The sequence below is a fragment of the Candidatus Gullanella endobia genome (genome assembly GCF_900048035.1).
Classification (GTDB): Bacteria; Pseudomonadota; Gammaproteobacteria; order Enterobacterales; family Enterobacteriaceae; genus Gullanella; species Gullanella endobia.
This window is the reverse complement of sequence record NZ_LN999832.1, coordinates 64508-91121: the sequence shown is the minus strand read 5'-3', so window position 1 is coordinate 91121 and position 26614 is coordinate 64508. Positions and strand designations below refer to the sequence as shown.

Annotated in this window: 13 protein-coding genes; 5 read left to right on the top strand and 8 right to left on the bottom strand. The window is 31.4% G+C overall.

Going from position 1 to position 26614, the window contains the following annotated elements; all coding sequences use genetic code 11:
* Positions 1 to 300 precede the first annotated feature (300 nt).
* The 3 genes from FVIR_RS02670 to FVIR_RS02665 form a co-directional block, all read right to left on the bottom strand.
* Entirely contained in the window at positions 301 to 447 is a 147-nt protein-coding gene (locus FVIR_RS02670) for a hypothetical protein (RefSeq protein ID WP_158648148.1), read from the bottom strand.
* Between the two features lie 55 nt (positions 448 to 502).
* Positions 503 to 907, bottom strand: a complete 405-nt coding sequence (locus tag FVIR_RS00255; protein ID WP_158648147.1) for an exodeoxyribonuclease V subunit alpha family protein — start codon at positions 905 to 907, stop codon at positions 503 to 505.
* 85 nt (positions 908 to 992) lie between these two features.
* Positions 993 to 1199, bottom strand: coding sequence for a hypothetical protein (locus FVIR_RS02665; RefSeq protein WP_158648146.1), 207 nt, complete (start codon positions 1197 to 1199; stop codon positions 993 to 995).
* 1473 nt (positions 1200 to 2672) lie between these two features.
* Between FVIR_RS02665 and FVIR_RS02705 the strand changes: the two genes are divergently transcribed.
* Positions 2673 to 2867, top strand: a complete 195-nt coding sequence (locus tag FVIR_RS02705; protein ID WP_067497424.1) for a hypothetical protein — start codon at positions 2673 to 2675, stop codon at positions 2865 to 2867.
* Between the two features lie 168 nt (positions 2868 to 3035).
* Here the strand turns inward: FVIR_RS02705 and FVIR_RS02760 are convergent, their stop codons facing one another.
* From FVIR_RS02760 to hupA, 3 genes are all read right to left on the bottom strand, one after another.
* Entirely contained in the window at positions 3036 to 3128 is a 93-nt protein-coding gene (locus FVIR_RS02760; protein ID WP_158648145.1) for a UvrD-helicase domain-containing protein, read from the bottom strand.
* 1061 nt (positions 3129 to 4189) lie between these two features.
* Positions 4190 to 5047, bottom strand: a complete 858-nt coding sequence (gene lgt, locus FVIR_RS00245; protein ID WP_067497421.1) for a prolipoprotein diacylglyceryl transferase — start codon at positions 5045 to 5047, stop codon at positions 4190 to 4192.
* A 4537-nt stretch (positions 5048 to 9584) separates the two neighbouring features.
* Positions 9585 to 9857, bottom strand: a complete 273-nt coding sequence (hupA, locus tag FVIR_RS00240) for a nucleoid-associated protein HU-alpha (RefSeq protein WP_067497418.1) — start codon at positions 9855 to 9857, stop codon at positions 9585 to 9587.
* A 2737-nt stretch (positions 9858 to 12594) separates the two neighbouring features.
* Between hupA and thiC the strand changes: the two genes are divergently transcribed.
* The 4 genes from thiC to FVIR_RS02655 all read left to right on the top strand — a co-directional run bounded on the left by thiC (position 12595) and on the right by FVIR_RS02655 (position 17771).
* A complete protein-coding gene (gene thiC / locus FVIR_RS00235; RefSeq protein WP_067497415.1) occupies positions 12595 to 14526 on the top strand; it encodes a phosphomethylpyrimidine synthase ThiC in 1932 nt (643 codons plus the stop codon).
* A complete protein-coding gene (gene thiE / locus FVIR_RS00230; protein ID WP_067498613.1) occupies positions 14526 to 15179 on the top strand; it encodes a thiamine phosphate synthase in 654 nt (217 codons plus the stop codon). Before thiC ends, thiE begins: the two co-directional genes overlap by 1 nt.
* 1466 nt (positions 15180 to 16645) lie before the next feature.
* A complete protein-coding gene (locus FVIR_RS02770; RefSeq protein WP_408605362.1) occupies positions 16646 to 16855 on the top strand; it encodes a beta/alpha barrel domain-containing protein in 210 nt (69 codons plus the stop codon).
* A 712-nt stretch (positions 16856 to 17567) separates the two neighbouring features.
* Positions 17568 to 17771 carry a hypothetical protein gene (locus tag FVIR_RS02655; protein ID WP_158648144.1) on the top strand — a complete coding sequence of 68 codons (204 nt, stop codon included), beginning with the start codon at positions 17568 to 17570 and terminating at the stop codon, positions 17769 to 17771.
* Between the two features lie 392 nt (positions 17772 to 18163).
* Here the strand turns inward: FVIR_RS02655 and rpoC are convergent, their stop codons facing one another.
* Both rpoC and rpoB read right to left on the bottom strand, forming a co-directional pair.
* The gene (rpoC, locus tag FVIR_RS00220) at positions 18164 to 22384 is read right to left on the bottom strand and encodes a DNA-directed RNA polymerase subunit beta' (RefSeq protein ID WP_067497412.1); all 4221 of its coding nucleotides are present in this window, start codon (positions 22382 to 22384) and stop codon (positions 18164 to 18166) included.
* A 97-nt stretch (positions 22385 to 22481) separates the two neighbouring features.
* Complete coding sequence (rpoB, locus tag FVIR_RS00215; protein WP_067497409.1) at positions 22482 to 26504, bottom strand: DNA-directed RNA polymerase subunit beta; 4023 nt, start codon at positions 26502 to 26504, stop codon at positions 22482 to 22484.
* Between the last annotated feature and the right edge of the window lie 110 nt (positions 26505 to 26614).

Genomic DNA, 26614 nt, shown 5'->3' with positions numbered 1-26614 from the left:
CATATCGGGCTGTAATTAACTTTTTAGCATACTGACAGATATTTCTGAATACTGAACCTGTTTCTACAGACAAAAACTAATAACGATCTCCTAATAAATAACTCGTATTTTCGAAGATAGCGCTGCAATGAGATTATTATCATCGGTAAATCGATCATCGATACTTCATCAATTAAAATATCCACATCTAGTAGATTCTACGGTGATAGCTCATTCGCTGGCTATGAGCTTGTATTCCAAGTAAATGACGTAATGTTATTGCTTCGCTTCGAAACCATTTTTCTTTTCATCCAATTTAAGTTACTGCAGAGTCAGATTTAGAGATTCACTCAGTCGTGCTGCTATTTTACCTGTTGGAGCAGCTATCAATATGCGTAAACGTTGTCTATCGCTGAGTTGAAATAATGCTGCTATTAGCTTAGTAAGGTTTTCCTGTATCAGAACCACTAAATATCAGTATTATAGGATGCGTTATCACGACCATTTCTGTAACTTTTGCCAATCAGATACAATAAGCATTATTGGGAAAATAATGTGAAAGCACTGCGGTAATACCATCCTCATTACTATCTATTGGTGCTCGGATTTTATTAAAGAACTTTGCTACAACGCATTCATATTTCTTCATATGCTGTAAATATAAACACTGATTATCTGATATCAGAGGTATCGGATTAGAACTATCGCTAACCGCCGTTGAAACTAGCAAAATTTGCTGCCAATCTTCAATAGAAGAATTACCAATTTTTAGCCATGCTTTCTGCGCAAATGGCTGTATTTGAACGTTAAATATCCGTTCCGGAGTCAAGAATGCTAATAGTAAACAAACATGGCCAGCGCTAGTATCAGAACTAAGGTAAGTGCTAGCTAACATTAATGCTTTCTGAGAAAGATCTTTTGCTAGCATTAGGACAAATTGCATATCTAAAGAACTACATAAGTGAAATTGTTACTCTTTAGCAAGAATAACTTCCATCAATAATTCTCCTAAATTAATCTCTAATTCTATTAGTATCTATTTCTTTTCTCCAGTGAATAAAAATATCGAGCTCGTTAATTAAGATACTGTTTAGAAGACAATAAACAATACCGTTTGCTAGCCTAACTGCTTCAATACCGCGCAGAAATATATAATACACACCACCGAAATTACGCAAATAATGATAATCTACTAAACGGTGACGCAAGTACCAGTACAATGTTAGAGTATACAATTGATATTTTAGGTCATAGCGGTGTAAAATAATAATTTTTCTATTGCCAATTGACTATAAGCAGTATTATCTTCTCCTAGAAAATTAGATTTATAGTCCAATAGATCACATCTATCTTTCTAACGAAAAACTAAATCAATAAAAACTTTTAACATTCCTTGAATTTAAGAAAAATCTAGCGGTGAGCAGCGTACCGATAAAGGATTATAATATTTATAGAGTTGATCTAGGTCTCGCGCTTTCACTAATTTATCGATAGGTAGATAAAATTAAAATTCAGCATGTCGGTTTTCACGTGTTATATATTTGAAAGAAAGTGAATCGCCATCTAGCAAAATAGTAATAATTTTTTCTATCCGATTTATTATTACTGGTAATCAGACAGTATCGATACCATGTTTTATTAATTGTTTTTAGCCACTGCGAATCTAATTGCTAATTAAAATCCAGAATTTCAAATAGACCATGCAAAAACGTTCCTGACACTGTACTGCGTGGAAAGGTGTGTAAATTTAACTAAAATATTTTTTCTTCTTGCTTTCTCTAATAACGTCAATATTTAATTGAGGTTGAAACTCTATCACTACTGCGTTATCGTGTTGTTGTAATTCAGAGTAGCTAGTAACCAGACAGAAATTATTCAAATAAGTATCGAGCGCTTAGAATTTACATAGATACTGCTGAAGATAGCGTTGGTTTTATTAGCTTAATTTACGTTTCGCATAAGATAATATCGCTATTGGAACGACTGACTAGTTTTACTAATTTTTTCGTAAATTATTAATATCACCACCTTGGTTTTGTTGAATTAGATAACCTAGTGCACTTAAACGCAGATCACTAGAATCAGTTTTTACGGTTAACGCGATACCATGACGTAATACAAAAACTGAAATAATAGATAGAGCGCATTATTGAAATGCATAAAAAATCGTAAATCCTTTGCTAGTCGCTCTTCTTCCGCTAGTCGTAGACTCTTCTGTGATAAACAAAAATTTAAGCAAAATCTGTAGGTTTTACTATCATGAAAACGGTCTATTTTGAAGGCGAAAATTGGCTACGAATAGCAAAAATACCAATTGAAATTTCAAACCTTTGAATTTATGTATAGTAATAATTTTCACCAAATAAGGATCACTTTCCAATCGCAATTATTGATTTTCCGCCTTTGGATTAGGAGAAGCTATTTGCAATGATAATAAACGAAACAATGTATATTCACTTTCTATTTTTATAGAAGCTTCCTATAGTAATTCACCTAAATGCAATATATTTATCAATCGGTGTTCACTATTATCACTTTTCTATAAACTCGACGGTTATTTTTTAATATTAATGACTGTTAGGAAGTACGACACTGTTGTTTTAAGTTATCAATATCAGCAATGATACACGCATATTGCTCGGGAATGGACTCGCTCATAAACTTATTTAAAGTTGGCATATTAAGTATTCTAGATGCTTCTCCTTATAGGTAAGGAAGAAGTTCTTCTAGTAAGTTTTTTGAACCTTTCCAATATTGTTGCAATATATGTGCAATCTCAAGTGGTAATGGACAACAATTTCATCGCCAAAAATCAGCGCTTATCTGTTGTCAGTACAATGTTTCATCTCCAAATAGAATCTGCTGAAATAGCATACCCGATTCAATAACACTACTGTTAAATATGCGTTGGCAAAACTATGAATAGTAAAGATCGCAGCCTTATCCATCTGTTGCTCTACTATTTGCAAATAAAGAGAAACAAGTTGATAATCTTCAAATTATGCAAAAATTTCCGCTAGTAATGGACCCTTGTTTTCACCACATATATAGTCTAATTATACTTGATATATATTATTACGGATACGACCGCGTAGTTCTTTAGTTGCAGCTTCAGTAAAGGTTACTACTAATATTTCTTCTATATTCAATAGCCGAGGAAATGCTGCTTCACCATCTAATCCAAGTAATAAACGCAGATAAAATATAGATAAAGCATAGTTTTTTCCGATACCTGCTTATGTTTCAATAAAATATGTTCCCTGTAGTGATAATATCATTTTGTTAAGACTTTTATGGTCTTTAATATGTTTGGATTCCTTAGATTAATTTACAGCATTTTATGTAGAATATAACTATTTAGTTAGATGAAAAATAATCAATTGGTTTGTTGTCAAAATCAAGAAAAAGTTTATTTAACTTTAATTGTATTAGTGTATAAAAAATTAGCAAAAATAGAGATCTTCTACTACTAGAACTCACTACGATATATAATAGTACTGATTAAAATTCGCTAATTCCAAAATATCTAGTTACTTGCTAGTTTTCTTAAAAGATAACTGATGCTTTTGATAATACTATTAATGGATGATAACAGCTGTTTTTTATAAATCTAATTTAGTAAGATTTATTGCAAAAATTACTAACATAAAGACAATATAATTTCATTGCTCTTTTATTATACAAAAAGTTTAAATAGGATATAGAATCTTAATTATTTTTATAAATAATTTCCTTAATAAACATCATTTATTATATACCTATTCTAGTATGACTAAATTTATAAAAAATAAAAATAAATATAATAATATTAAAAATTTTAATATTATTATATTTTCAATACTTGTTTTTTTCTAATTTTTTCTTTATATATTATTTCTATAATAATACTCTGTATTCTCTTATTAGGTCTAGATCACTATAAATTTATCTTAGACTTTCTTTTTATATTTTATAGGCATAGTTTATGATAAGTTAAATGTAAAAATAGTAAAAATACTGTTCAACAGTTAAGATGATTTCCTTAACATATTATTGATCTACTATATTCAGATCAAATATCTATTTTCATCCGACCATCCATATTAAATAGATAATATTATTTTATTAGAGAAAATATCGATATTGGTTGCGTCGTTAAGAAACCATAGATATACATACTTTATGCGTAATGTTTATATATTATTTCTAATCGTTTAGGATAAGTCTTTAGCTAACAGCAACGGTGGTAGGACCAGATCATCATAATTATACCAGCTAGAATCATCGGAAACGATAGAATCTGACCCATGCTAATAATATTAATAAAAAGCCCAAACTGGGCATCTGGCTCGCGGAAAAATTCGACAAGAATTCGAAAAGTACCATAGCAAATAAGAAATAAACTAGAAACGCTACCGATAGGACGCGGCTTATAGATAAATACATTGAGAATAACAAAAAGCATAACACCTTCCAGTAACATCTCGTAAAGTTGAGATGGATGACGGGGTAGAGCGCCGTAGTGCTCAAATAACGTTTTCAACTGTGAATTAAATGGCAACAATGCGATATCTGTGTTCCTAGAACTAGGAAATAACATCGCCCAAGGCGTATTAATAGTAATTCGTCCCCATAACTCACCATTTATAAAATTACCTAAACGACCCACCCCCAAACCGAAAGGTACTATTGGTGAAACAAAATCAGATACTTGGAAAAAATGGTAGTGAGCACGATGAGAAAACCATAATATTGCTATTATTACTCCAATAAGACCGCCGTGAAATGACATGCCACCATCCCAGATTTTAAATAAATAAAGAGGTTTATAAAGAAAAAGTAGCGGATTATAAAATAGAACATAACCGATACGGCCACCGAGAAACACACCAAGAAAACTAACGTAAAGTACGTATTCAATTTCTTCTTTGCTAAAAGGACAGTCGAATCGATTTATACGTCTTATAGCTAGCCACATTGAAAACATGAAACCAATAAAATACATCAGACCATACCAATGTATGGAAAAAAAACCAAATGAAAAGATTACTGGGTTAAATTTGGGAAAGAGCAGATAATCGGTCATCATTTAACTGCAGAGATCGTTGTATATTTCATACAGACACTCTTTTAAAGTAATATAAAATTATATATATCATAATCTATCAGCGTAGACTCGATAGTGAGGAAAATAAATAATTTTAGCAAATATAACAATTCTCTATTCAACGTTAAATTTACATTAACTATTAATTTTCAGGTAAGATTAAAACACAGTGATTTACTGATAATTTTTATAGTATTTTATAGCTAGAAAAAACTGTGATAATAGGAGATTAGATTATATAAATACTATTTTTTGTACTTTTAGTACAATATTAATATAACTTTAGCAATTCATAATTGAAATCTCACTTCATTGAAAATTACTCTTTATCAAGAGTAAGAATACTAAAAATTACCAGTAATAACATTAGTAATTCTATATGACATTTGCTTATATGATAAAATTTTTTACTTTTAAGATCATGTTTTTACTTTCCAAACAATAATGCTTAATATAAGTATTAGATCTAAATTCAGTAATAACTTAATTTGATAGTTATCAATAATAAGCAAACATTTTTAGAAACAGAGAATAAATACCAGAATTAATCATTGTCATAACTCAAATCGAGTGAATTTAGGATGGTCATTTAAGAATTCATTATACCGTTATATGTTACTAACTAAACTAGTTTATATTGATATTACTTCGTCTAAAGTACAGTATTTATTTTGATAGTTATCAAAGAAGAGATTGTTAATGAATAATATTGAAAAAAGATTTTTAACAGAAACAATAGTAGTTCTTAGTTAAGAATAAGTAATTTATTAGTACGTTCGTATAATTAAGTGTTATTTAGTACCATGCTATTTATAAGTACTGGAGTAAATAAAACTTAGATACAGATTTATTTGGAAATAACGTAAGATCCTCGCGTTTTTATCTTCCATAGAGAAATAACACCTAATAAAACTAGTTAAAGGAACTATATCTATTTTACTTAGAATAAGATCATAATCATCTTTACAATTCGATTATAAATGAGCCAAATACAAACGTGATAGCAATGAATTAGAAGATCTTATCTGAATACGAGCTTATTTTATTAATATAAAATATTTTTAATCTTTTCTATCTAGCGAAATTATCAATGGTATTTCTATACTAATAATACGCTAATAGTTAGCGAAATTATATGATCAGTGCTCTAAAAGAAATGATAGAATTTCTATTGTTTTATCATTGGAATGTATTTAAAACTAGGATTGGTATAAATATTTAATATTTTTGATAAGATTAGTTAGTCGACTGATTGAAAAATTTTTATTAAAAGACAGTCTTATAGTCTTTCTGAGTTTTTTAAATAGCACGCTTCTATTAGGTAACAGTAACAATAATCATTATATTATAATATACCTAAAAGGATTCGATGTTATTACTTGATAGATTTCAGTAACAAAATATTAAGCAAATTGGATAGATAAATTTCAGTTAAACTTTTTAAGTTCAATTAGTTCCTAAAGCATATAAATATAATCTCTTTAATTTAGCTAATTTTATTAGCAATAAAGTATCTTTTCTGGAGATGCATTCATATAGCTTATAAAAATATTATTGATATCATAATATATTATTTGATATTAAAAATAGCATAAGATAATTTTGTGTGTATCTGAAGATACATTTTTTAAATTGTATTGATATTTTTAAATATCTGATCATATATCTATCGATTGAATCTATAATAAAATAATTCTGATTTTTTATTAAATTTATAAAAATTATTTTTATTTTAGTAGATCTTATAAATTATGACTATAACATATAAATTTTATTTTCATGAACTTAACTAAATCTTTTATTTTGAATTAAAAAATAGGAAAACCCTAATTTTTATAGAGATAATATCTTTAGATATTTGTTATTATATCTAAAATATTAGATTTGTTTATAAGACAAGATATTTATAATTTGGAAGTTATTTATAAGAAAAAATTTTCTATTTGTAGATATATTATGATTTTATAATAATCTTATAGATAATATAATAAATTATTCTATATTAATAATATTAAAAGAGATTATTCATCACTCTACTTACTTAAAAGTAGAGCAAATTTTTTATTTTTTAACTTTTGTTAATATTTTAAAAATATTTAATATAAACAATATAGAAGATACCTGAATAATAGCAGTATATTATGATTTTTATTTTCTATAGAAATAGAAATCTTTTTATTTCTATGAAATTATATAAAACTAATTGAAAATTTAATTTAAATGATCGTTTCTATTTCTATTTAGTAATCAGAGATAGAATATAATTCTAGTATTATATTAATTATTATATTTTTAATATTGTGTTATTCAATATAAATATTATGCTATATATATAATATAACTGCTATTTTAATTTTTAGATATTTATTTCTAATTGTAGTATTAAATATTTTATACTAGAATAAAATTCTGTCTAGTAGTTAAAAAGTTTTTCCAGACTACTACTGAATTCTTCGATTATACAGATTTTCAAAATTATAATTAAATAGAGCAAAATATTATATCTAAAAGTGTATAATATCATTATAGTAGACTAACGTAAGCTCAATAAGCTATTATTTACAAAATAACACTTCAAAAATTGAAATAATACTCATTAATCTTTATTATTTCTATCGATATTATTTCAATATTATTTCAATAATAGAGCATATATTTAAAATATTTTTAAAATATAGAGTATCTTATAGATTTACTTATTAATTTTAAAAAATTTTAACATATTTCTATCTATTAGAATGTTATTTAAAGTATTTCAGAAATCGGTATGCTATTATTTATTTTTAATATAAAAATATTATTTTTCTGCTTCATATGTTCTTTAAACTTTTCTTTTTATGTAAAATATTTATTATAACAATAACTAATATATATATTACTATTTATATGGTATAGATTACGAGATACTTAAAATATCGGTAGAGACTGTAGAAGATAAAGAATAAGATATTTCCTATAAAAAAAGGAATTGCCGATATTAAGTTTCTTAATAGAACATTTAAAAAATAGCAAAGTAGTTTTTATGATCTTAAATAATATAAGCAAATATATAATATATTTATTAATAATTATCTTCTGGTAACCTATAATAGAAATACCCGATCAATTCAACTTCAGTATTTGTTGAAATTATCTATTTTAACCATTTATTGAATACTAATATTAATAAAGTAATTTTTCGTAGCCCATTTTTAATGTCATTTTCGTTTCTATGGTAAGCGAAAATGATCTAATTTTATTGGCTGTAACATTATCTTCCTGTATTCATTTAAAATGTTATTTTTAAATGAATAGTATTAAACTTTTAAAGTTAATCTAAAAATATGATATCATCGTAGTAGAATTAAAAGAAACAAGATTTTTATAAAAAATAATTGATTATATTATTTGAATTAAGGTAACTAATCAAAATTCAGATATTAATTAATTTACAGTTAACAGATACTTTCTTTTTTCTTTTACGAAAAAAGTATTTATACAGTGATAGTAGCAAATATAAATTGTGTTGTTCAGTTAGAATAATTAATTTGCAATAATGAAATCATTACTATAGCTAATAAGTATACTATTATAATCTTTATCTTTAAAGATATACACTAAAATATTTATTTTTGGAAACTTCCAAAACTTTTAATTAAAAAATCTTCCAGCCTTGCATAGCATATCAAGCATGCATTATAAAAAACTTTATTCAAATTAAGCAAACATAAACAAGCAATAGATTATATAGTTTATTAAGTAGTTTATTAAATAGACACTGATTGTAATTAAAATAGATGATCTACTCTTTGAGTAGTAATATAATTATTACAATAAAACTAATGAAATTAAAATGTATCTAATTTAATAACAAAGCAACCTTAATTATCAGATTATATGCGTATATAATCAATTATTATCTAAAAAATTATCGAAAAACTATTTAGATTAGGTTTTACACTGCTTATTTTTACGACGACTTGATAATTATCTTTATTTTTAGATACTAGTAGAAAAATTCTCGTTAATAACTAAGAATAATTAATTATCTTCCGATAATTCTAGCATAGTCAATATAAAGTACTTAATTGATATCTAAAGGATAGTAGGTTTAGAATTAATATAACGTAATTTTTTTGATTTTTAATAAACTTGTTATACTGCTCATACTTACACTCATATTATATAAAACTAAAATTGCTCTTTGTATCTTACCATAATACACTATGTTAAGATTAACTCAGTTTTTCTAATATCAAAAGTAAATCTGATATATCTTACCACTTTTTTAGTATTTATGCTATATAATAGCATATTAGTAGTATCACTGTTAATATATGGACTATAGATATTTTTAGTGTTATATACTAAGTAATAATATTATTTTATTCTATGAGACATATGATACTATGATGATACTATGATCAGTAATATAATTAGTATTAGTAACACATCAAACGTGATCAATAAAATTACATGCTATTGATTTGTAAAATAAAAGAGCTTTAGTTAACACTATTTATTATTTTTCTATATAGTTTTATTTAACTGCATCTTTTAATACTTTACCAGAAATAAAAGTAGGTATATTTTTAGCCGAAATTTTAATTTCTTTACCAGTTTTTGGATTACGACCAGTACGTTCGCTACGATGATTAATTTTAAAAGTTCCAAAACCAATCAATTGTACCGCATTGCCATTTTTAAGAGATTCGGTAATTGCTGCCAAAGTAGATTCTAATGCTGATTTTGCTTGTGTTTTAGATAAATAAGCTTTATAAGCAATTATATCAATCAATTGAGCCTTGTTCATATGTTATCCTTATGGTGTGTTTATTTTTTAAAATATCAAATACAACGGATATACTGATTGATACCACTTTCTTATATATACGTATTAAGAATGACTTTTAATTCTACTAAATATAAACTAGATAGAATAATAAATATGAAAACTTATTGGTTTTAAATAAGTGTTAAATCATGTTTTCTGCTTTGTTGCTAAAAAATTTATCTTAGTATTTAAGATTACTCATTTCGATCTTATATAGCTCGATGAGAGTTTTATCAACTTAATATTATAATTTTTATAATCTACCAATAAAAAATAAATCCTTTATTTTATTTTATCCAAATCACAATAATTTATAGTAAATTTCATATTTATTTAATTTTCTCTAATTTTCTTTTTTTATTAAAAATTTTACGTTTCTATTCTATCGAATTCGTCTAGAACTTTAATTAAGAAGTATTGGTCATTTCCTATAAAATTATATCAAATAATTTTGATCAGATATTAGTCAATAAGTTAAAATAACTCATCTTAAAAAGATATAAATAAAATGAAATTTTATGACTATCAATTAGTAAAATATTCAAAGAATAACTAAGTTGATTCAGTTTTATTTAGAGTTACTGGTATTCGTAACATGATAGATACTCGAGGATATAAAATATCCTGTAGAAGATATTCGTATCTCACCCACTATTTAAATCTAATATCTCTGCTAGAAATAATTTTTATTAATCAAAAGCAAAATCGTTATGTTGAAGTGACTTTTTTAGTCTGTAATTAGACTATCTATTTAGCATGTAATTCAATAATATTTATAAATGAATATCATGAAACAGCAATAAAAATTCCGATTTGATATTAGTTAAAAATTTTTCATTTAAGACAATACATGAAGCTTTTCAATAGTTTGCTTAATGATAAGACATAACATTTCTTGCTCGACATACAGCATATATTTCTTGTTGTGAAGATATTAGTATTGTTGACTTTTAGTAATATCAGTATTCTCTAAATAATGGAGAACTAATCTATAATCTAATTAATACTACTGCTAATATTGCAGTCTCCTTAAATAAGATTTAAATGAAGCATTATACATACATTAATTATCCAATGCAATATTGTAAAAAATATAATAATTATTTTTCAAATTTGCTTATTCAGGATTTCTTTCTGCTGAAAGAAATTTTAATGTATATAATATCTTTTAATTTACTTGGCAGAGTACAGTAATATCTTTAATTAAAGAACGTTATAGTTCCTAATAACAGCAGAAATAGTAGCATATAGTAATTATATTAGATAGAGTTGAGAATTTTATACGAATTATATAATTCTAATCTATATCTCTACATATTTTATTTTGCTTATGTTGTATTTTTGGAGTTTCTTTTATTAAAGATTTAAAAAGCAGTATTCCATAAAATTTTAATGATGTTAGTTATAGTGTACTAAAATATATTATTTTCAAAATGAAAAACTAGGATCATTAGAATTATGATTTGAAAGTGATGTAATTTTTACAGTAAGCATATAGGTTACTCTGTTCCGTTTATCTTTAATGTATTAAGTAACTATGCTAATCTTAATAAGGACAGTATAGTATAATTTTATAAGTTATATATTCAATCAAACAAATTAAAAAGGTCTTTTAATATCAACTATTTCTTTAAAGATTCAATATTCTATATCGTCAATTTTCACGTCTGACAAACAACAACTACTGCCTATGCATTAGTAAATAGTATAAAATATTAATAAGCACACTACTATATATAATGCTTCCATAGCGAAAGCTTTTATTTAGAATCAATAATCTAATTTTCTGATTAACACTTTAAAATAAATTCTGTAAATTCCAATTAATCTCTGCTCTATTTTTGACAAAAATCTTTTATTTATTAAACAATCTATAAAAATTTTATTTTTTATTCATTTCTATTTATCAGTTAAATAGAATTATTTTAACATTTTTAAAAACAATTATACTAGTTAAATAATATAATGAAATTTATTTAAAATAATAATACAATTTGCTAATTAATACTATCATATTCAAAAAAACTGAAATAGTTTGCTATTATTTATTAGTTACAAATAAATAAAATATATTATCCTTGGATAAATAAAAATTAGATATATTTAGCTAGTGTAGTGTTCTTTTCTTAGTATTTTGTATTTATGATTACTTATCATAAATAAGGGCAGTTGATTGATTTACAATATTTTTACAAAAAATGCATAAAATTATATCACTTTACAATAGTTGTTTTTGAATATTATTTATTAATAATAATGATACTTTCTTTTCAGAAAATATCCAAGTACAGAAAATTAAAGAAGCACTAGCAATGCATTTTTTCTTTTAAGAGATACTAATTCAATAATCAATAAAGTATAATATGAAAATCGTATTGATAATTTTTGCTTATAATCAGTTTCAATACTCCTAACTAATCTGAATTATTTTAACAATGGTTAATATAGATATTTTTACAGTTATTAGTAAAGAGAATACAGTCAGTTTTCAGTCTGTCTTGCAGAGTGCTATCTTGTCGGAGCACTTAACATGCATAAAACATTAGTCTGAAATCGTTTCTTCAAAATCAGTGAAATCTGATCAGATTTATCCTGAAAATAAGAGTAATTTACCTATGCTAATATAAATATTTATTTTCAATAAATTTAGTATTTTATTAACTTTCTATAGCGCTGCTTAGAAACAATTGACAGTAATCCTATTAAGGGTCTTGCTATGTCACATTCTTCTCCTTCTATATCACGTCGTACTCGTCGTATGCAGGCAAAGAGATTTATCGATATGCTCGCTGGTAGCAATTTTCCCAATTCTAAGCGTATTTATATACAGGGAAAACACTTATCAGTCCGGGTACCAATGCGTGAAATATGGCTCAGTCCAACCAATATTATTAGCCCAGACGGGAATACACGATATGAAGATAACGAGCCAATACCGGTATACGATACTTCTGGTCCCTATGGTGATCCAAGAATACCAATTGATATCCATGCTGGTCTCGCACCGCTGCGCGCAGAATGGATTATAGACCGCCAAGATAGTGAACCAATTCAAACGCATAATTTAATTTATAGCAGTACGAGCCGAGACGGCGATAGCACACTAGACCAGTTACACTTTGCTAAACCACCTATACCAAGGCGCGCACGCGTAGGTTGCTGTGTAACTCAGTTACACTATGCTCGTGCTGGTATCATTACGCCAGAAATGGAATTTATTGCACTGCGAGAAAACATGGGGCGAGAACGAATCCTCGAAGAGGATTTGTGTCAAAAGAATTCAAATCAAGCATTTAGTAAAGGACTTTCAGAAAATATCAATCCAGAGTTTGTACGCCGTGAAGTAGCTGCTGGTCGCGCTATTATTCCTACTAATATTAACCACCCTGAAGCAGAACCAATGATCATTGGGCGCTATTTTTTAATTAAGGTCAATGCTAACATTGGTAATTCATCAGTAACTTCTTCTATAGAAGAAGAGGTAGAAAAATTAATATGGGCTACCCGCTGGGGTGCAGATACTGTAATGGATCTTTCCACTGGTCGCTATATTCATGAAACGCGCGAATGGATTTTACGTAATAGTCCTGTGCCTATCGGTACTGTTCCTCTGTATCAGGCGCTGGAAAAAGTTAATGGGGTAGTAGAAAATTTATCTTGGAGTATTTTTCGCGATACATTGTTAGAACAAGCAGAACAGGGTGTAGATTATTTTACATTACACGCAGGGGTACTATTACGTTATATACCAATGACTGTGAAACGTCTAACGGGTATCGTCTCACGTGGTGGATCTATTATGGCTAAATGGTGCCTCTCTCATAATCAAGAAAATTTCTTATACACGAATTTTCGAGAAATTTGCCAGATTTGCGCTGCCTATGATGTAACGTTATCACTGGGGGATGGTCTCCGACCTGGTTCTATTCAAGATGCTAATGATGAAGCACAATTTGCTGAACTTTATACTTTGGGCGAATTAACGAAAATTGCCTGGGAATATGATGTACAGGTTATGATAGAAGGCCCAGGTCACGTTCCGATACATATGATCCAACGTAATATAACTGAACAATTAATGCATTGTCATGAAGCTCCTTTTTATACGCTTGGACCGTTAACCACCGATATTGCCCCCGGCTATGATCATATTACATCTGGTATCGGCGCAGCGCTTATCGGTTGGTATGGATGTGCGATGCTATGTTATGTTACTCCAAAAGAACATTTAGGATTACCTAATAAAGAAGATGTCAAACAAGGACTAATTACATATAAAATCGCTGCTCATGCTGCTGATCTTGCAAAGGGCCATCCTGGTGCACAAATACGTGATAATGCTATATCGAAAGCACGTTTTGAATTTCGTTGGGAAGATCAATTCAATTTAGCATTAGATCCTGATACTGCTCGAGCTTATCACGATGAAACATTGTCGCAGACATTTAGTAAAACAGCGCATTTCTGTTCTATGTGTGGTCCTAAATTTTGTTCAATGAAAATATCACATGAAGTTCGTAACTATGCTAATACTCAAATAGAGCAGCTTAAACAAGAAAGAACTACAGAAATAGCTAATATGGAATCGACGTTCCAGATTCATAGTGGAGATATTCATCTACCTTCATTTAATGTCAAAGATGAATGATGAATATTAATTCCGCTTTTGCATCAGTACCATATCGGCTTGGTCTTTATCCAATTGTAGATTCACTAGCTTGGTTGGTACGCATGCTAGATGTTGGCGTAAAAACGGTGCAATTGCGAATTAAAGATCGTAACGAAGCGGAGATAACGGCAGATATTGAAGCAGCTGTTTTGTTAGGTCGTCGTTATAACGCACGAGTTTTTATTAACGATTACTGGCGATTAGCTATTTACCATAGCGCCTATGGTGTACATTTAGGTCAAGAAGATATAGATACAGATAACGCTAATTTAATCCGAATTGCTGGTTTACGACTAGGTTTATCTACCAATAATGAAAAAGAACTGACGCGTGCTTTAGCATGGCAGCCATCCTACATTTCTCTTGGCCATATTTTCCACACTACTACTAAAATTATGTCTTCCCATCCACAGGGATTAGAAAAGTTGCGATATTTAATTACTAATCTACCACCTGCTGTCCCTACAGTTGCAATTGGAGGTATTAATTATAAACAAGTAGAATCAGTACTATCATGCGGAGTTGGAAGTATCGCTGTAATTAGTGCTATTACTCGAGCATCAGACTGGCGCCAGGCAACAAAGGATTTACAGAAGCTAATCTTAGTATGGGAGCGTAATCATATATGTTGATTGACAACGAATCGGTAGTAATAGTACTTATTTGCTAATTTAAACAGTATTAGAAGATTATGATTTTTTACGTTATAGCCATCAACTCTTACTGCAGGATATTAGTATAGAAGGCCAACAACGGTTACAGAAAGCAACAATCTTACTTGTAAGATTAGAGGAGATATTGGCTTTCCAGTCGCATTTTATCTAATAGTAGCTAGAATTGGTACACTATTTTATTAATAGATAAAGATACTATATATAGCTAATCTGCAACGATTAATCTTTTATTGAACTTATAATATCAGCGAATTGAAGGCATAAGTTGAACAGAGGATATTAAAACGTTTAATTCTTGTAACCGTTACTTACCGCTTACAAAGCGCCTAGATGATAATTGATTGGATGAATAGGTTTTACATTTTGATCTTGTGCTAGATTGTAGCGTTAATATAATAACTCGTCATGTTGTAAATACTGCTTTTGTAAAACGGAACACCGCGCTTATTACTGTTCGGTTGGTTTTTTGATAGCTACTTACTAATCATACGCCCACTATGACATGATGATTTTTATACTTGTTTGTTTCCTAATAAAGAAAATCAGAAACGAAACTGTTGTACAGTTTGGGTTATAGGACCAGTTATCGGTATGATTGGAATATGTTAACAAGCTTTAAAAATAATTAAACTTCTTTTCGGTGTTTTAAAAAGCGATATTATCGATTATTTTCGATTATTCTATGTAAATAACTTTACAATGGCAAACCTTGCGTTTAAACCAAGATTCTTATTTTCCGATCTATACAGATGCTTTATCTTCTCTATCATTATTTCTGTTCAGGTAATTTAAAAACCAAGAGATTTAATTAATAAAAATTACGATTAACAACCTTCCAATAGAAGTGACACAGTCGATAACGCTGACGGTATTACTCAAAGAGCATTACCATCTTATACTAGAATAAGCTTTAGTTGTTAACCAAACTATAATCCCGAGTCGGCGGTAGGTAGATTACTAGATATAAGATAGTGATACTATTTTCTTATTTCAAGAAATTTCTAGAGGTTAAATTGTGTTTACCATAGCAGAAACTTCCTTTTAATTACGTTTATTCATTAGTACTAGCAAATTTGCATCAGCTCAGCTAATGATAGATACAATTATTGCCTCTAGTAGTGAACTAGTTACCCTTGTGATGCGTTAAGTTAGTTTACGTAGTGGTAATGATGTTTTGCTACTAGAATTAAATCGAACTAATATTCGATTACTTCCTAATACTTCTAGCACTAAAACTACTAAAAGCTCTATTTTCTGAATATTTATCACGCGAAGTAATAGGTACAAACTGGATAAAACTTGAAATCCATCTAGACATGCAGTATATATTCCTGATCCTGCAACAGTAATGCCGTTAGATCTCCTATCGGTTCTAATCAGGGATTAAAACTCCGTGATTTTTTTTGAAGATTATTATTGAACAAATGAAAATACCGGTTTTAGTAGATTCCAGGTATAGGTTCGCAACAAGTCAAGCTCTAGAAACATTAGAAATGGGTGCTGATGCAATTTTTGTTAACACAATAGATATCGTTATAGCAAAAGATCCTTCTGCAATAGCACAAGTTTTCCGAATTACACTAGAAGCCGGTGAATTAGTCCATCTGGCTAGCCTTGCTCCGCATTATTATTAAGCTATTGCTACTAGCTAATTAACTAGTTTTCTGATTTCCTCGTTAGAGTTGTAAACATAATTACCTTTATTTCAGATTGGCAAAAATATTCTACAGGATAATATTATTATACGTATTCAAAGTTAAATAACTCGTAATGTTGAGTTAGCACTGATGGTAGAAAAGATATAGGCTTAAAAGAAATAATAGCACTATTTTCGCCGGCCACGATACCGTATCTTGAAGTACTAGTTCAGTGAGAATAAAGTTTAACGCGACAACATTTCGGTAAAACTATTAATTTTTTTATTTACTGCTTCATCTATCATAATAGATGTATTAACGATTGTATTTATTGTAGTTTCTCTATGAAAAACCATATTAGACGAAAATACTCAATCAAACAGAGATTATTAGAGAATGCTCTTAGCTATCCGATAAAAGATATTAACAATATCTTACTTGTCACCGAAGAGTATAAAAAAGTAGGTATCGATTATTTTTATTATTATATGCCTATAATACGTCAAGAATTTAGTTTGCTTATAATAGAAGTATAACCATTATTTCAGGCGGAATATATTGAGCTTAAAGGCTTTGGACTAGATAATGTGATTAGTATATTAGGAAACCTATTATTTGCCTACTTATCAGAATTATCATATTGTCGGATAGAAACAGGATTTTTCAGCTTGAAATATCGAATCATTTAGTTTAAAATAAAATCAATGGGATGAGACTTAGAATACTAATTGATCTTTCTAATAATTGGGATGTCGATTACTATATTGTAGTTAATCACCTTCTATATATGCGTTATGTATACTGTCAGAACCGCTATTCTTTGTCATTTCTTAGATTACCTCCATATACTGGAGGTATAATACCAGTATCTTTAATGGACGAAGCAAAACTACTGAAAGTCATGTATGCTTGATGTCTGCTTAATACCTAAAACAAAAATTTCCCTTTCAACTCGTGAATCTGCTTATTTTTATAAGCATGCAGTATCTATTGCAATAATAATATAAGTGCTGGATCTAAACTTAGAAAAGTGACTACGCTAGTAATCAGCTAGAATTAAAGCAATTTATACCCTACGATAATCATTCGTAGCAAGAATTAGCAAACGTTTTCATACAGGCAGGATTATAGGTTGTTTTAAAAGATTTAAATCTTACTTAGAACATGTATCTATCACTGAAAAACTGTCTAATTATGGTATAAAATAAGATTTATTTAAGATACAAAACCGCTATTCCATAAGCGGTTTTGTATTAATAGTTACCTTAAAATAGTTAATAAAAAATAGTTTTACAAGCTTAATACTTAGTTTTTATTACTGTCTAGACCTGTGTTTAATAATTCAGCTAAGTTAGCAGAAGCTTCATCAGCTGTAATTTTTGATGCAGTTAATGGTTCTCTATTCTGATAATGGTGCATACGTTCCTGATGATAAGCGTAACCAGTTCCAGCTGGAATTAACCGTCCAACGATGACATTTTCTTTTAGACCGCGTAGTTCATCACGTTTCCCGGCTACTGCAGCCTCAGTTAGCACACGTGTAGTTTCCTGAAAAGATGCTGCAGAAACAAACGACTCTGTAGCTAGCGAGGCTTTAGTAATACCAAGTAGATGACGAATATAAGTGATCTTTGCTTTGCCATCATTTTCTAATTGCCGATTAGCAAGCTTAATACGTGAATATTCCACCTGTTCACCTTCTAGAAATTCTAAACTATTGCTGCTGATAATCGTTGCCTTACGTAACATCTGACGAACGATAACTTCAATATGTTTATCGTTAATCTTCACTCCCTGAAGACGATAAACGTCTTGAACTTCATTGACGATATAGCGGGTTACTGCATGGATACCACGCAAACGTAGAATATCATTCGGCGGTTCTGGACCATCAGAAATTATATCACCACGTTCTACACATTCACCTTCAAATACGTTAAGTTGACGCCATTTTGGAATCATTTCTTCATATGTATCGCTACCGTCTAGTGGTGAGATAACTAGGCGACGTTTCCCTTTTGTTTCTTTTCCAAAAGAAATGATACCAGTAATTTCAGCTAGAATCGCTGGCTCTTTTGGACGACGAGCTTCAAATAAATCTGCAACTCGAGGTAATCCGCTGGTAATATCCTTAGTTCCGCTAGTTTCCTGTGGAAGACGTGCTAACGTATCACCGCTAGTAATTTTAGCGCCGTCTTCTAGTTGGACGATTGTTTTACCCGGAAGAAAATATTGAGCTGGCATATCAGTTCCTGGTAACAGCACATTATTACCATTAGTATCAACAATACGTAATGCTGGACGCAGATCTTTACCACCACTAGTACGCTCGGCAGTATCCATTACTACAATAGAAGATAAACCAGTTAGTTCGTCAGTTTGACGGGTAATAGTTTGAGCATCGATTATATCAATAAAACGAACAAAACCATCGACTTCAGCAATAACTGGCATAGTATGCGGATCCCATTTAGCAACAATTTCTCCACTCATAACTTTTTCGCTATCACCTTTGTCCATTATAGCACCATAAGGTACTTTATAGCTTTCTTTAGTACGACCGAATTCATCAACTAATTTTAGCTCAGTATTACGTGAAGTAATTACTAATTTACCACTGCCGTTCATTACAAACTTAGCATTGCTAAGACGGATATTTCCTTTATTTTTTACTTGAATTCTAGATTCCATTGCAGCACGAAATGCAGCTCCACCGATATGAAATGTACGCATGGTCAATTGCGTTCCAGGTTCACCAATAGATTGAGCAGCGATAACACCAATACTCTCACCTTTATTTACTAGATGCCCGCGCGCTAGATCTCGACCATAGCAATTAGCACATACACCGAAATCAGTATCACAAGTAACGACTGAACGTACCTTAATGCTGTCGATGGAATTATCTTCTAATATATCACACCACTGCTCATTTAGAAGAGTATTACGTTTTATAAGAACATCTCCAGTTCCTAGTTTTAGAACATCTTCCGCTATAACGCGACCTAAAACACGTTCGCGTAACGGCTCTTTAATATCACCCCCCTCGATAACCGGTGTCATTACAATACCAGAAAAAGTCCCGCAATCATCTTCGGTTACCACTAGATCTTGTGCTACGTCGACTAAACGGCGGGTTAGGTAACCTGAATTAGCTGTTTTCAGTGCAGTATCAGCTAAACCTTTACGCGCGCCGTGGGTGGAAATAAAATACTGGAGTACATTTAAACCTTCACGAAAATTTGCAGTAATCGGTGTTTCGATGATTGAGCCATCAGGTTTGGTCATTAACCCACGCATACCAGCTAACTGACGAATTTGCGCTGCTGAACCACGTGCACCAGAATCAGCCATCATAAAGATACTATTAAACGAGATCTGACATTCTTCCTCACCGTTACGATTAATTACAGCTTCTTTGGAAAAATTATCCATCATTGCTTTAGCGACGCGTTCATTTGCTGCAGTCCAAATATCAATAACTTTATTATAACGTTCACCTGCAGTAACCAGACCTGACTGAAACTGTTCTTGGATTTCAGCAACTTCAGTTTCAGCTTCATCAATGATTTCGGCTTTCTCTTTCGGAATCACCATATCGTCAATACCGACAGATGAGCCAGAGCGAGCAGCATAGGAAAATCCGGTATACATGATCTGGTCAGCAAAGATAACGGTAGATTTTAAACCCAATACGCGATAACAGGTATTGAGCATCTTAGATATGGTCTTTTTTCCTAATACCTGGTTTACTAGCAAAAACGGTAATCCTTTCGGGACTATCATCCATAGGATAGCACGACCAACAGTAGTGTCTACCAGATGAGTATTTTCTATAAACTCGCCATTATCACGTTTATTATACTCAGTGATACGTACTTTAACGCGAGCATGAAGTTCAGCTATTCCGGCGTGATAAACATGTTCTGCTTCTTTCGGTCCAGTTAGTACCATCCCTTCACCTTTGCTATTAATACGATCGCGGGTCATATAATATAAGCCTAGAACAACATCCTGGGATGGCACAATAATTGGTTCACCATTGGCAGGTGATAAGATATTGTTAGTTGACATCATCAGTGCACGTGCTTCCAATTGAGCTTCTAACGTCAGTGGCACATGGACAGCCATCTGGTCACCATCGAAGTCAGCATTATATGCCGCACATACCAATGGATGTAGCTGAATAGCTTTACCTTCAATTAGTATTGGTTCAAATGCTTGGATACCAAGACGGTGTAACGTTGGTGCTCGATTAAGCATAACTGGATGTTCTCGGATAACTTCATCGAGTATATCCCATACTATGGCCTCTTCACGTTCAACCATTTTTTTAGCCGCCTTGATAGTAGTTGCTAAACCACGTAATTCTAATTTGCCATAAATGAAAGGTTTAAATAATTCTAGCGCCATTTTTTTTGGTAGACCACACTGATGCAGATGCAGATACGGACCAACAGTAATTACTGAACGACCGGAATAGTCAACACGTTTTCCAAGTAAGTTCTGACGAAATCGTCCTTGCTTACCTTTAATCATATCGGCTAACGATTTTAATGGACGCTTATTAGAACTAGTAATGGCGCGGCCACGACGACCATTATCTAATAATGCATCGACTGCTTCTTGTAGCATACGCTTTTCGTTACGAACAATGATATCTGGCGCAGAAAGATCTAGCAAACGCTTTAAGCGATTATTACGATTAATTACCCGACGATATAAATCATTTAGATCTGATGTCGCAAAACGACCACCTTCTAGTGGTACTAGTGGACGTAAATCTGGTGGTAGTATTGGTAAAACAGTTAAAATCATCCATTCTGGTTTATTTCCAGATAGTTGGAAAGCTTCTAACATTTTAATTCGTTTCGTTAATTTCTTACGCTTAGTTTCAGAATGAATTTCTTCTAACTCTTCTCGAAGCTGATTGCATTCTTGTTCTATATCTATTTTTTTTAATAGACTTTGAATTGCTTCAGCACCCATCTTAGCATCGAATTCATCACCAAATTCTTCTAGAGCATCTAAATACTGTTCTTCGGTTAAGATCTGATGGTGTTCAAGGTTACTCATACCAGCTTCAACTACAACATAAGATTCAAAATATAGCACGCGTTCAATATCACGCAGTGGCATATCTAACAATAAACCAATGCGAGACGGTAACGATTTTAAAAACCAGATATGAGCAGTAGGCGAAGCTAATTCGATATGACCCATACGTTCACGTCTTACCTTAGTTTGAGTTACTTCAACACCACATTTTTCACAGATAACACCGCGATGTTTCAAACGTTTATACTTACCGCATAGACATTCATAGTCTTTGACCGGTCCAAAAATACGGGCGCAAAAAAGACCATCTCGCTCGGGTTTAAAAGTACGATAGTTAATTGTTTCCGGCTTTTTTACTTCACCAAACGACCAAGAACGGATCATGTCTGGTGAGGCTAGAGAAATTTTTATTGCATTAAACTCTTCAGTTTTAGTTTGCGATTTTAGAAACATAAGTAAATCTTTCACGGATTAACTCCTGTCAGAGTTGGATCTGTTAGGTACCTGAAACACTCAGGTTTCCTTATTACCAGTGCGAATCCGCACCCAAGCAGAAAAATTAATCTTATTCTAGCTCGATATTGATACCCAGTGAACGAATCTCTTTTAATAAAACATTAAAAGATTCTGGCATACCGGGTTCCATAATATGATTGCTATCCACGATGTTTTTATACATTTTAGTGCGACCATTAACATCATCTGATTTAACAGTAAGCATTTCTTGCAAGGTATAGGCTGCACCATAGGCTTCTAGCGCCCATACTTCCATTTCTCCAAATCGCTGTCCACCAAACTGAGCTTTACCACCAAGTGGCTGCTGAGTAACTAAACTATAAGAACCAGTAGAACGTGCATGCATTTTATCATCAACTAAATGATTGAGTTTTAGCATATACATGTAACCTACTGTAACTTTTCGTTCAAATTTTTCACCAGTGCGACCGTCAAATAAAGTAATTTGACCGGAACTCGGCAATCCACCAAGCTGAAGCATCTCCTTGATTTCTTTTTCTTTAGCACCATCAAATACTGGCGTAGCGATCGGCATACCTTTTTTTAAATTTTCTGCTAAGCACAGCACTTCTTCATCGGAAAAAGTAGAAAGATCTACTTTTTGTCGTATATTATCACCCAGGTTATAAGCTTGCTGAATAAATTCACGTAGCTTAACTGCTTTTTCATGTTGTTTCAGCATAATATTGATTTTATCACCAATACCTTTTGCTGCCATTCCTAGATGAGTTTCTAAAATTTGTCCAATATTCATACGTGACGGTACACCTAGAGGATTTAAAACGATATCCACTGGAATACCATTTTCTTCGTAAGGCATATCTTCAATTGGATTAATTTTGGAAATAACACCTTTATTACCGTGACGACCTGCCATCTTATCGCCTGGTTGAATCTGACGTTTTACTGCTAAATAAACTTTAATGATTTTTAGTACGCCTGGAGCTAAATCATCACCTTGAGTAATTTTATGGTGTTTACCTTCTAATTTTTTCTTAAATTTAAGTTTAAGCGCATTATATTGCTTAACAAGTTGTTCAAGCTGTTTTTGTTTTTCTTTGTCAACTAAATTTAATTCAAGCCAGTGTTCTTGAGTTAGTTTATTTAGATTTTCTGCTTCAATACCGCCAGAGATCAATACATCGCGAATACAAGAAAACAAACCAGCTTCAAAGATTTTTAATTCTTCGGTCAGGTCCTTTTTGACTTGTCTAAGTTGCATTTCTTCAATTTCTAAAGCACGTTTGTCTTTTTCTACGCCGTCACGAGTAAATACTTGTACATCAATAACAGTACCAGAAACACCGTTCGGTACACGAAGTGATGAATCTTTTACGTCAGAGGCTTTTTCACCGAAGATAGCGCGCAGAAGTTTTTCTTCTGGTGTTAGTTGAGTTTCTCCTTTTGGGGTTACTTTACCTACTAAAATGTCGTTTCCTGTTACTTCTGCGCCAATATAAACAATACCAGACTCATCTAATCTAGAGAGTGCAGCTTCACCTACATTCGGAATATCCGCAGTAATTTCTTCAGGTCCTAGTTTAGTATCACGGGATATGCATGCTAGTTCTTGAATATGAATACTGGTAAAACGATCTTCCTGTACTACGCGTTCAGAAATAAGCATTGAGTCTTCAAAATTATATCCATTCCATGGCATAAATGCGATGCGCATATTCTGACCTAGTGCTAGTTCACCTAGATCAGTAGACGGGCCATCAGCTAGAACATCTCCTCGTTCAACAATTTCACCTAACGAAACGCAAGAAGTTTGATTAATACAAGTGTTTTGATTAGAACGGACATATTTAGTTAAGTTATAAATATCTATGCCTGCTTCACCCGGATACAATTCATCTGAATTGACATTAATTACAATACGTGATGCATCTATGTATTGTACTGTTCCACCACGTTTTGCTACGGCGGTAACACCAGAGTCAACAGCGACAGCGCGTTCCATTCCAGTACCAACAAGAGGTTTTTCAGTACGAAGAGTTGGTACTGCTTGACGTTGCATATTCGCGCCCATTAAAGCGCGATTAGCATCGTCGTGTTCTAAAAATGGAATTAGAGAGGCACCGACCGAGACTACCTGTTGAGTAGAAACATCCATATAATCAATTTGATCGCGCCTAAATAAACTTGATTCACCTTTATTTCTACAGCTAACTAAATCATCAACAAAACAGCCATTATTATCAATGTTAGTATTAGCCTGAGCGATAACAAAATTACCTTCTTCAATTGCTGAAAGATAATAAATTTCGTCAGTCAGCACACCATTTTTTACACGACGATAAGGTGTTTCTAAGAAACCATATTCATTAACTTGGGCATATACGGAGAGTGAGTTAATAAGACCTATATTTGGCCCTTCCGGGGTTTCGATTGGGCATACACGCCCGTAATGAGTTGGGTGTACATCACGTACTTCAAAACCAGCGCGTTCTCGAGTTAAACCACCTGGTCCTAACGCAGAAATACGGCGTTTATGAGTAATTTCGGATAACGGATTATTTTGATCCATAAATTGTGATAATTGGCTAGAGCCAAAGAATTCTTTTACTGCTGCTGAAATTGGCTTAGCATTGATCATATCTTGAGGCATCAAGGTATCTAAATCACCTAAGGATAAACGCTCTTTGACTGCGCGTTCTACACGTACTAAACCAATACGGAATTGATTTTCTGCCATCTCTCCCACTGAACGGATACGACGGTTACCAAGGTGATCAATATCGTCGATTTCATCTTTACCATTACGAATATCGATAAGTTTTTTTATTACTGAAATAATGTCATCTTCGCTTAAAATACTAGAACCTTCAATTTCTTCACGCAAAAGAGAGCGATTGAATTTCATTCGACCAACTGCAGACAAATCATAACGTTCTTCAGAGAAGAATAGATTTTCAAATAGATTTTCTGCTGCTTCGCGAGTAGGTGGTTCACCGGGACGCATTATACGATAGATTTCTATTAGTGCACTTAAACGATCACTAGTCGAATCGACACGCAACGTTTCGGAAATATAAGCGCCATGATCTAAATCATTAGTGAATAGCGTTTCGATACATTTATAACCTACTTGTCGTAATTTAGTCAGGAAGTCTAATGTCAGTTCTGTATTAGCAGTAACGATGATTTCACCAGTATTTTCATCAATATAATCTTTTGCTACTACCTTACCAACAATATATTCGATAGGGACTTCTATTTGTGAAATTTCATCTTTTTCTAGATGGCGAATATGACGCGTTGTAATTCGGCGACCTTTTTCAATATAGAGAATGCCGTTAGCTTTGATATCAAATGAGGCAGTTTCACCACGCAAGCGCTCAGGAAATAGTTCCATTTTTAGCTTGTTTTCTTGAATGTTATACTTAACTTTGTTAAAAAATAGATCCAGGATTTGATTAGTATTGTAGTTCAACGCGCGTAAAATAATAGTTACTGGTAATTTACGTCGACGGTCAATACGGAAAAATAAGTTATCTTTTGGGTCAAATTCAAAATCTAACCAAGAGCCGCGATAAGGAATAATACGTGCGTTATATAACACTTTACCGGAAGAGTGCGTTTTACCCTTATCACTGTCAAAAAATACACCAGGACTACGGTGTAGCTGAGAAACAATAACACGCTCAATGCCGTTGATAATAAAGGTACCATTATCAGTCATAAGCGGAATTTCACCCATATATACTTCTTGTTCTTTAATGTTTTTTACTGTACCTTCCAACATCTCTCGTTCGTAAATAATAAGACGTAGTTTTACACGGAGTGCTGCGGAAAATGTCATACTACGGATTTGACATTCTTTAACATCAAAAACAGGATCACTAAGGCGGTAACTAACATATTGTAATTCAGAATTACCACTATAACTTTGTATCGGGAATACGGAACGGAAAGCTGCTTCCAGACCATACTGACCCTCCGGATCTTTCTCTATAAACTTCTGAAATGAGTCAATTTGGATAGATAAAAGATAAGGAACATCCAAAATCTTTGGACGTTTCCCGAAATCCTTACGAATGCGTTTTTTTTCGGTATAGGAGTAAACCATAGGGTTCCTCAGATAGCTAATAAGCCAACTTATTCTGTCTGCTCTGCTAGAACAGCATATGTAATACTATTTACTATGATTAATTTTTTTTTGATATTTTCTCCAGAATG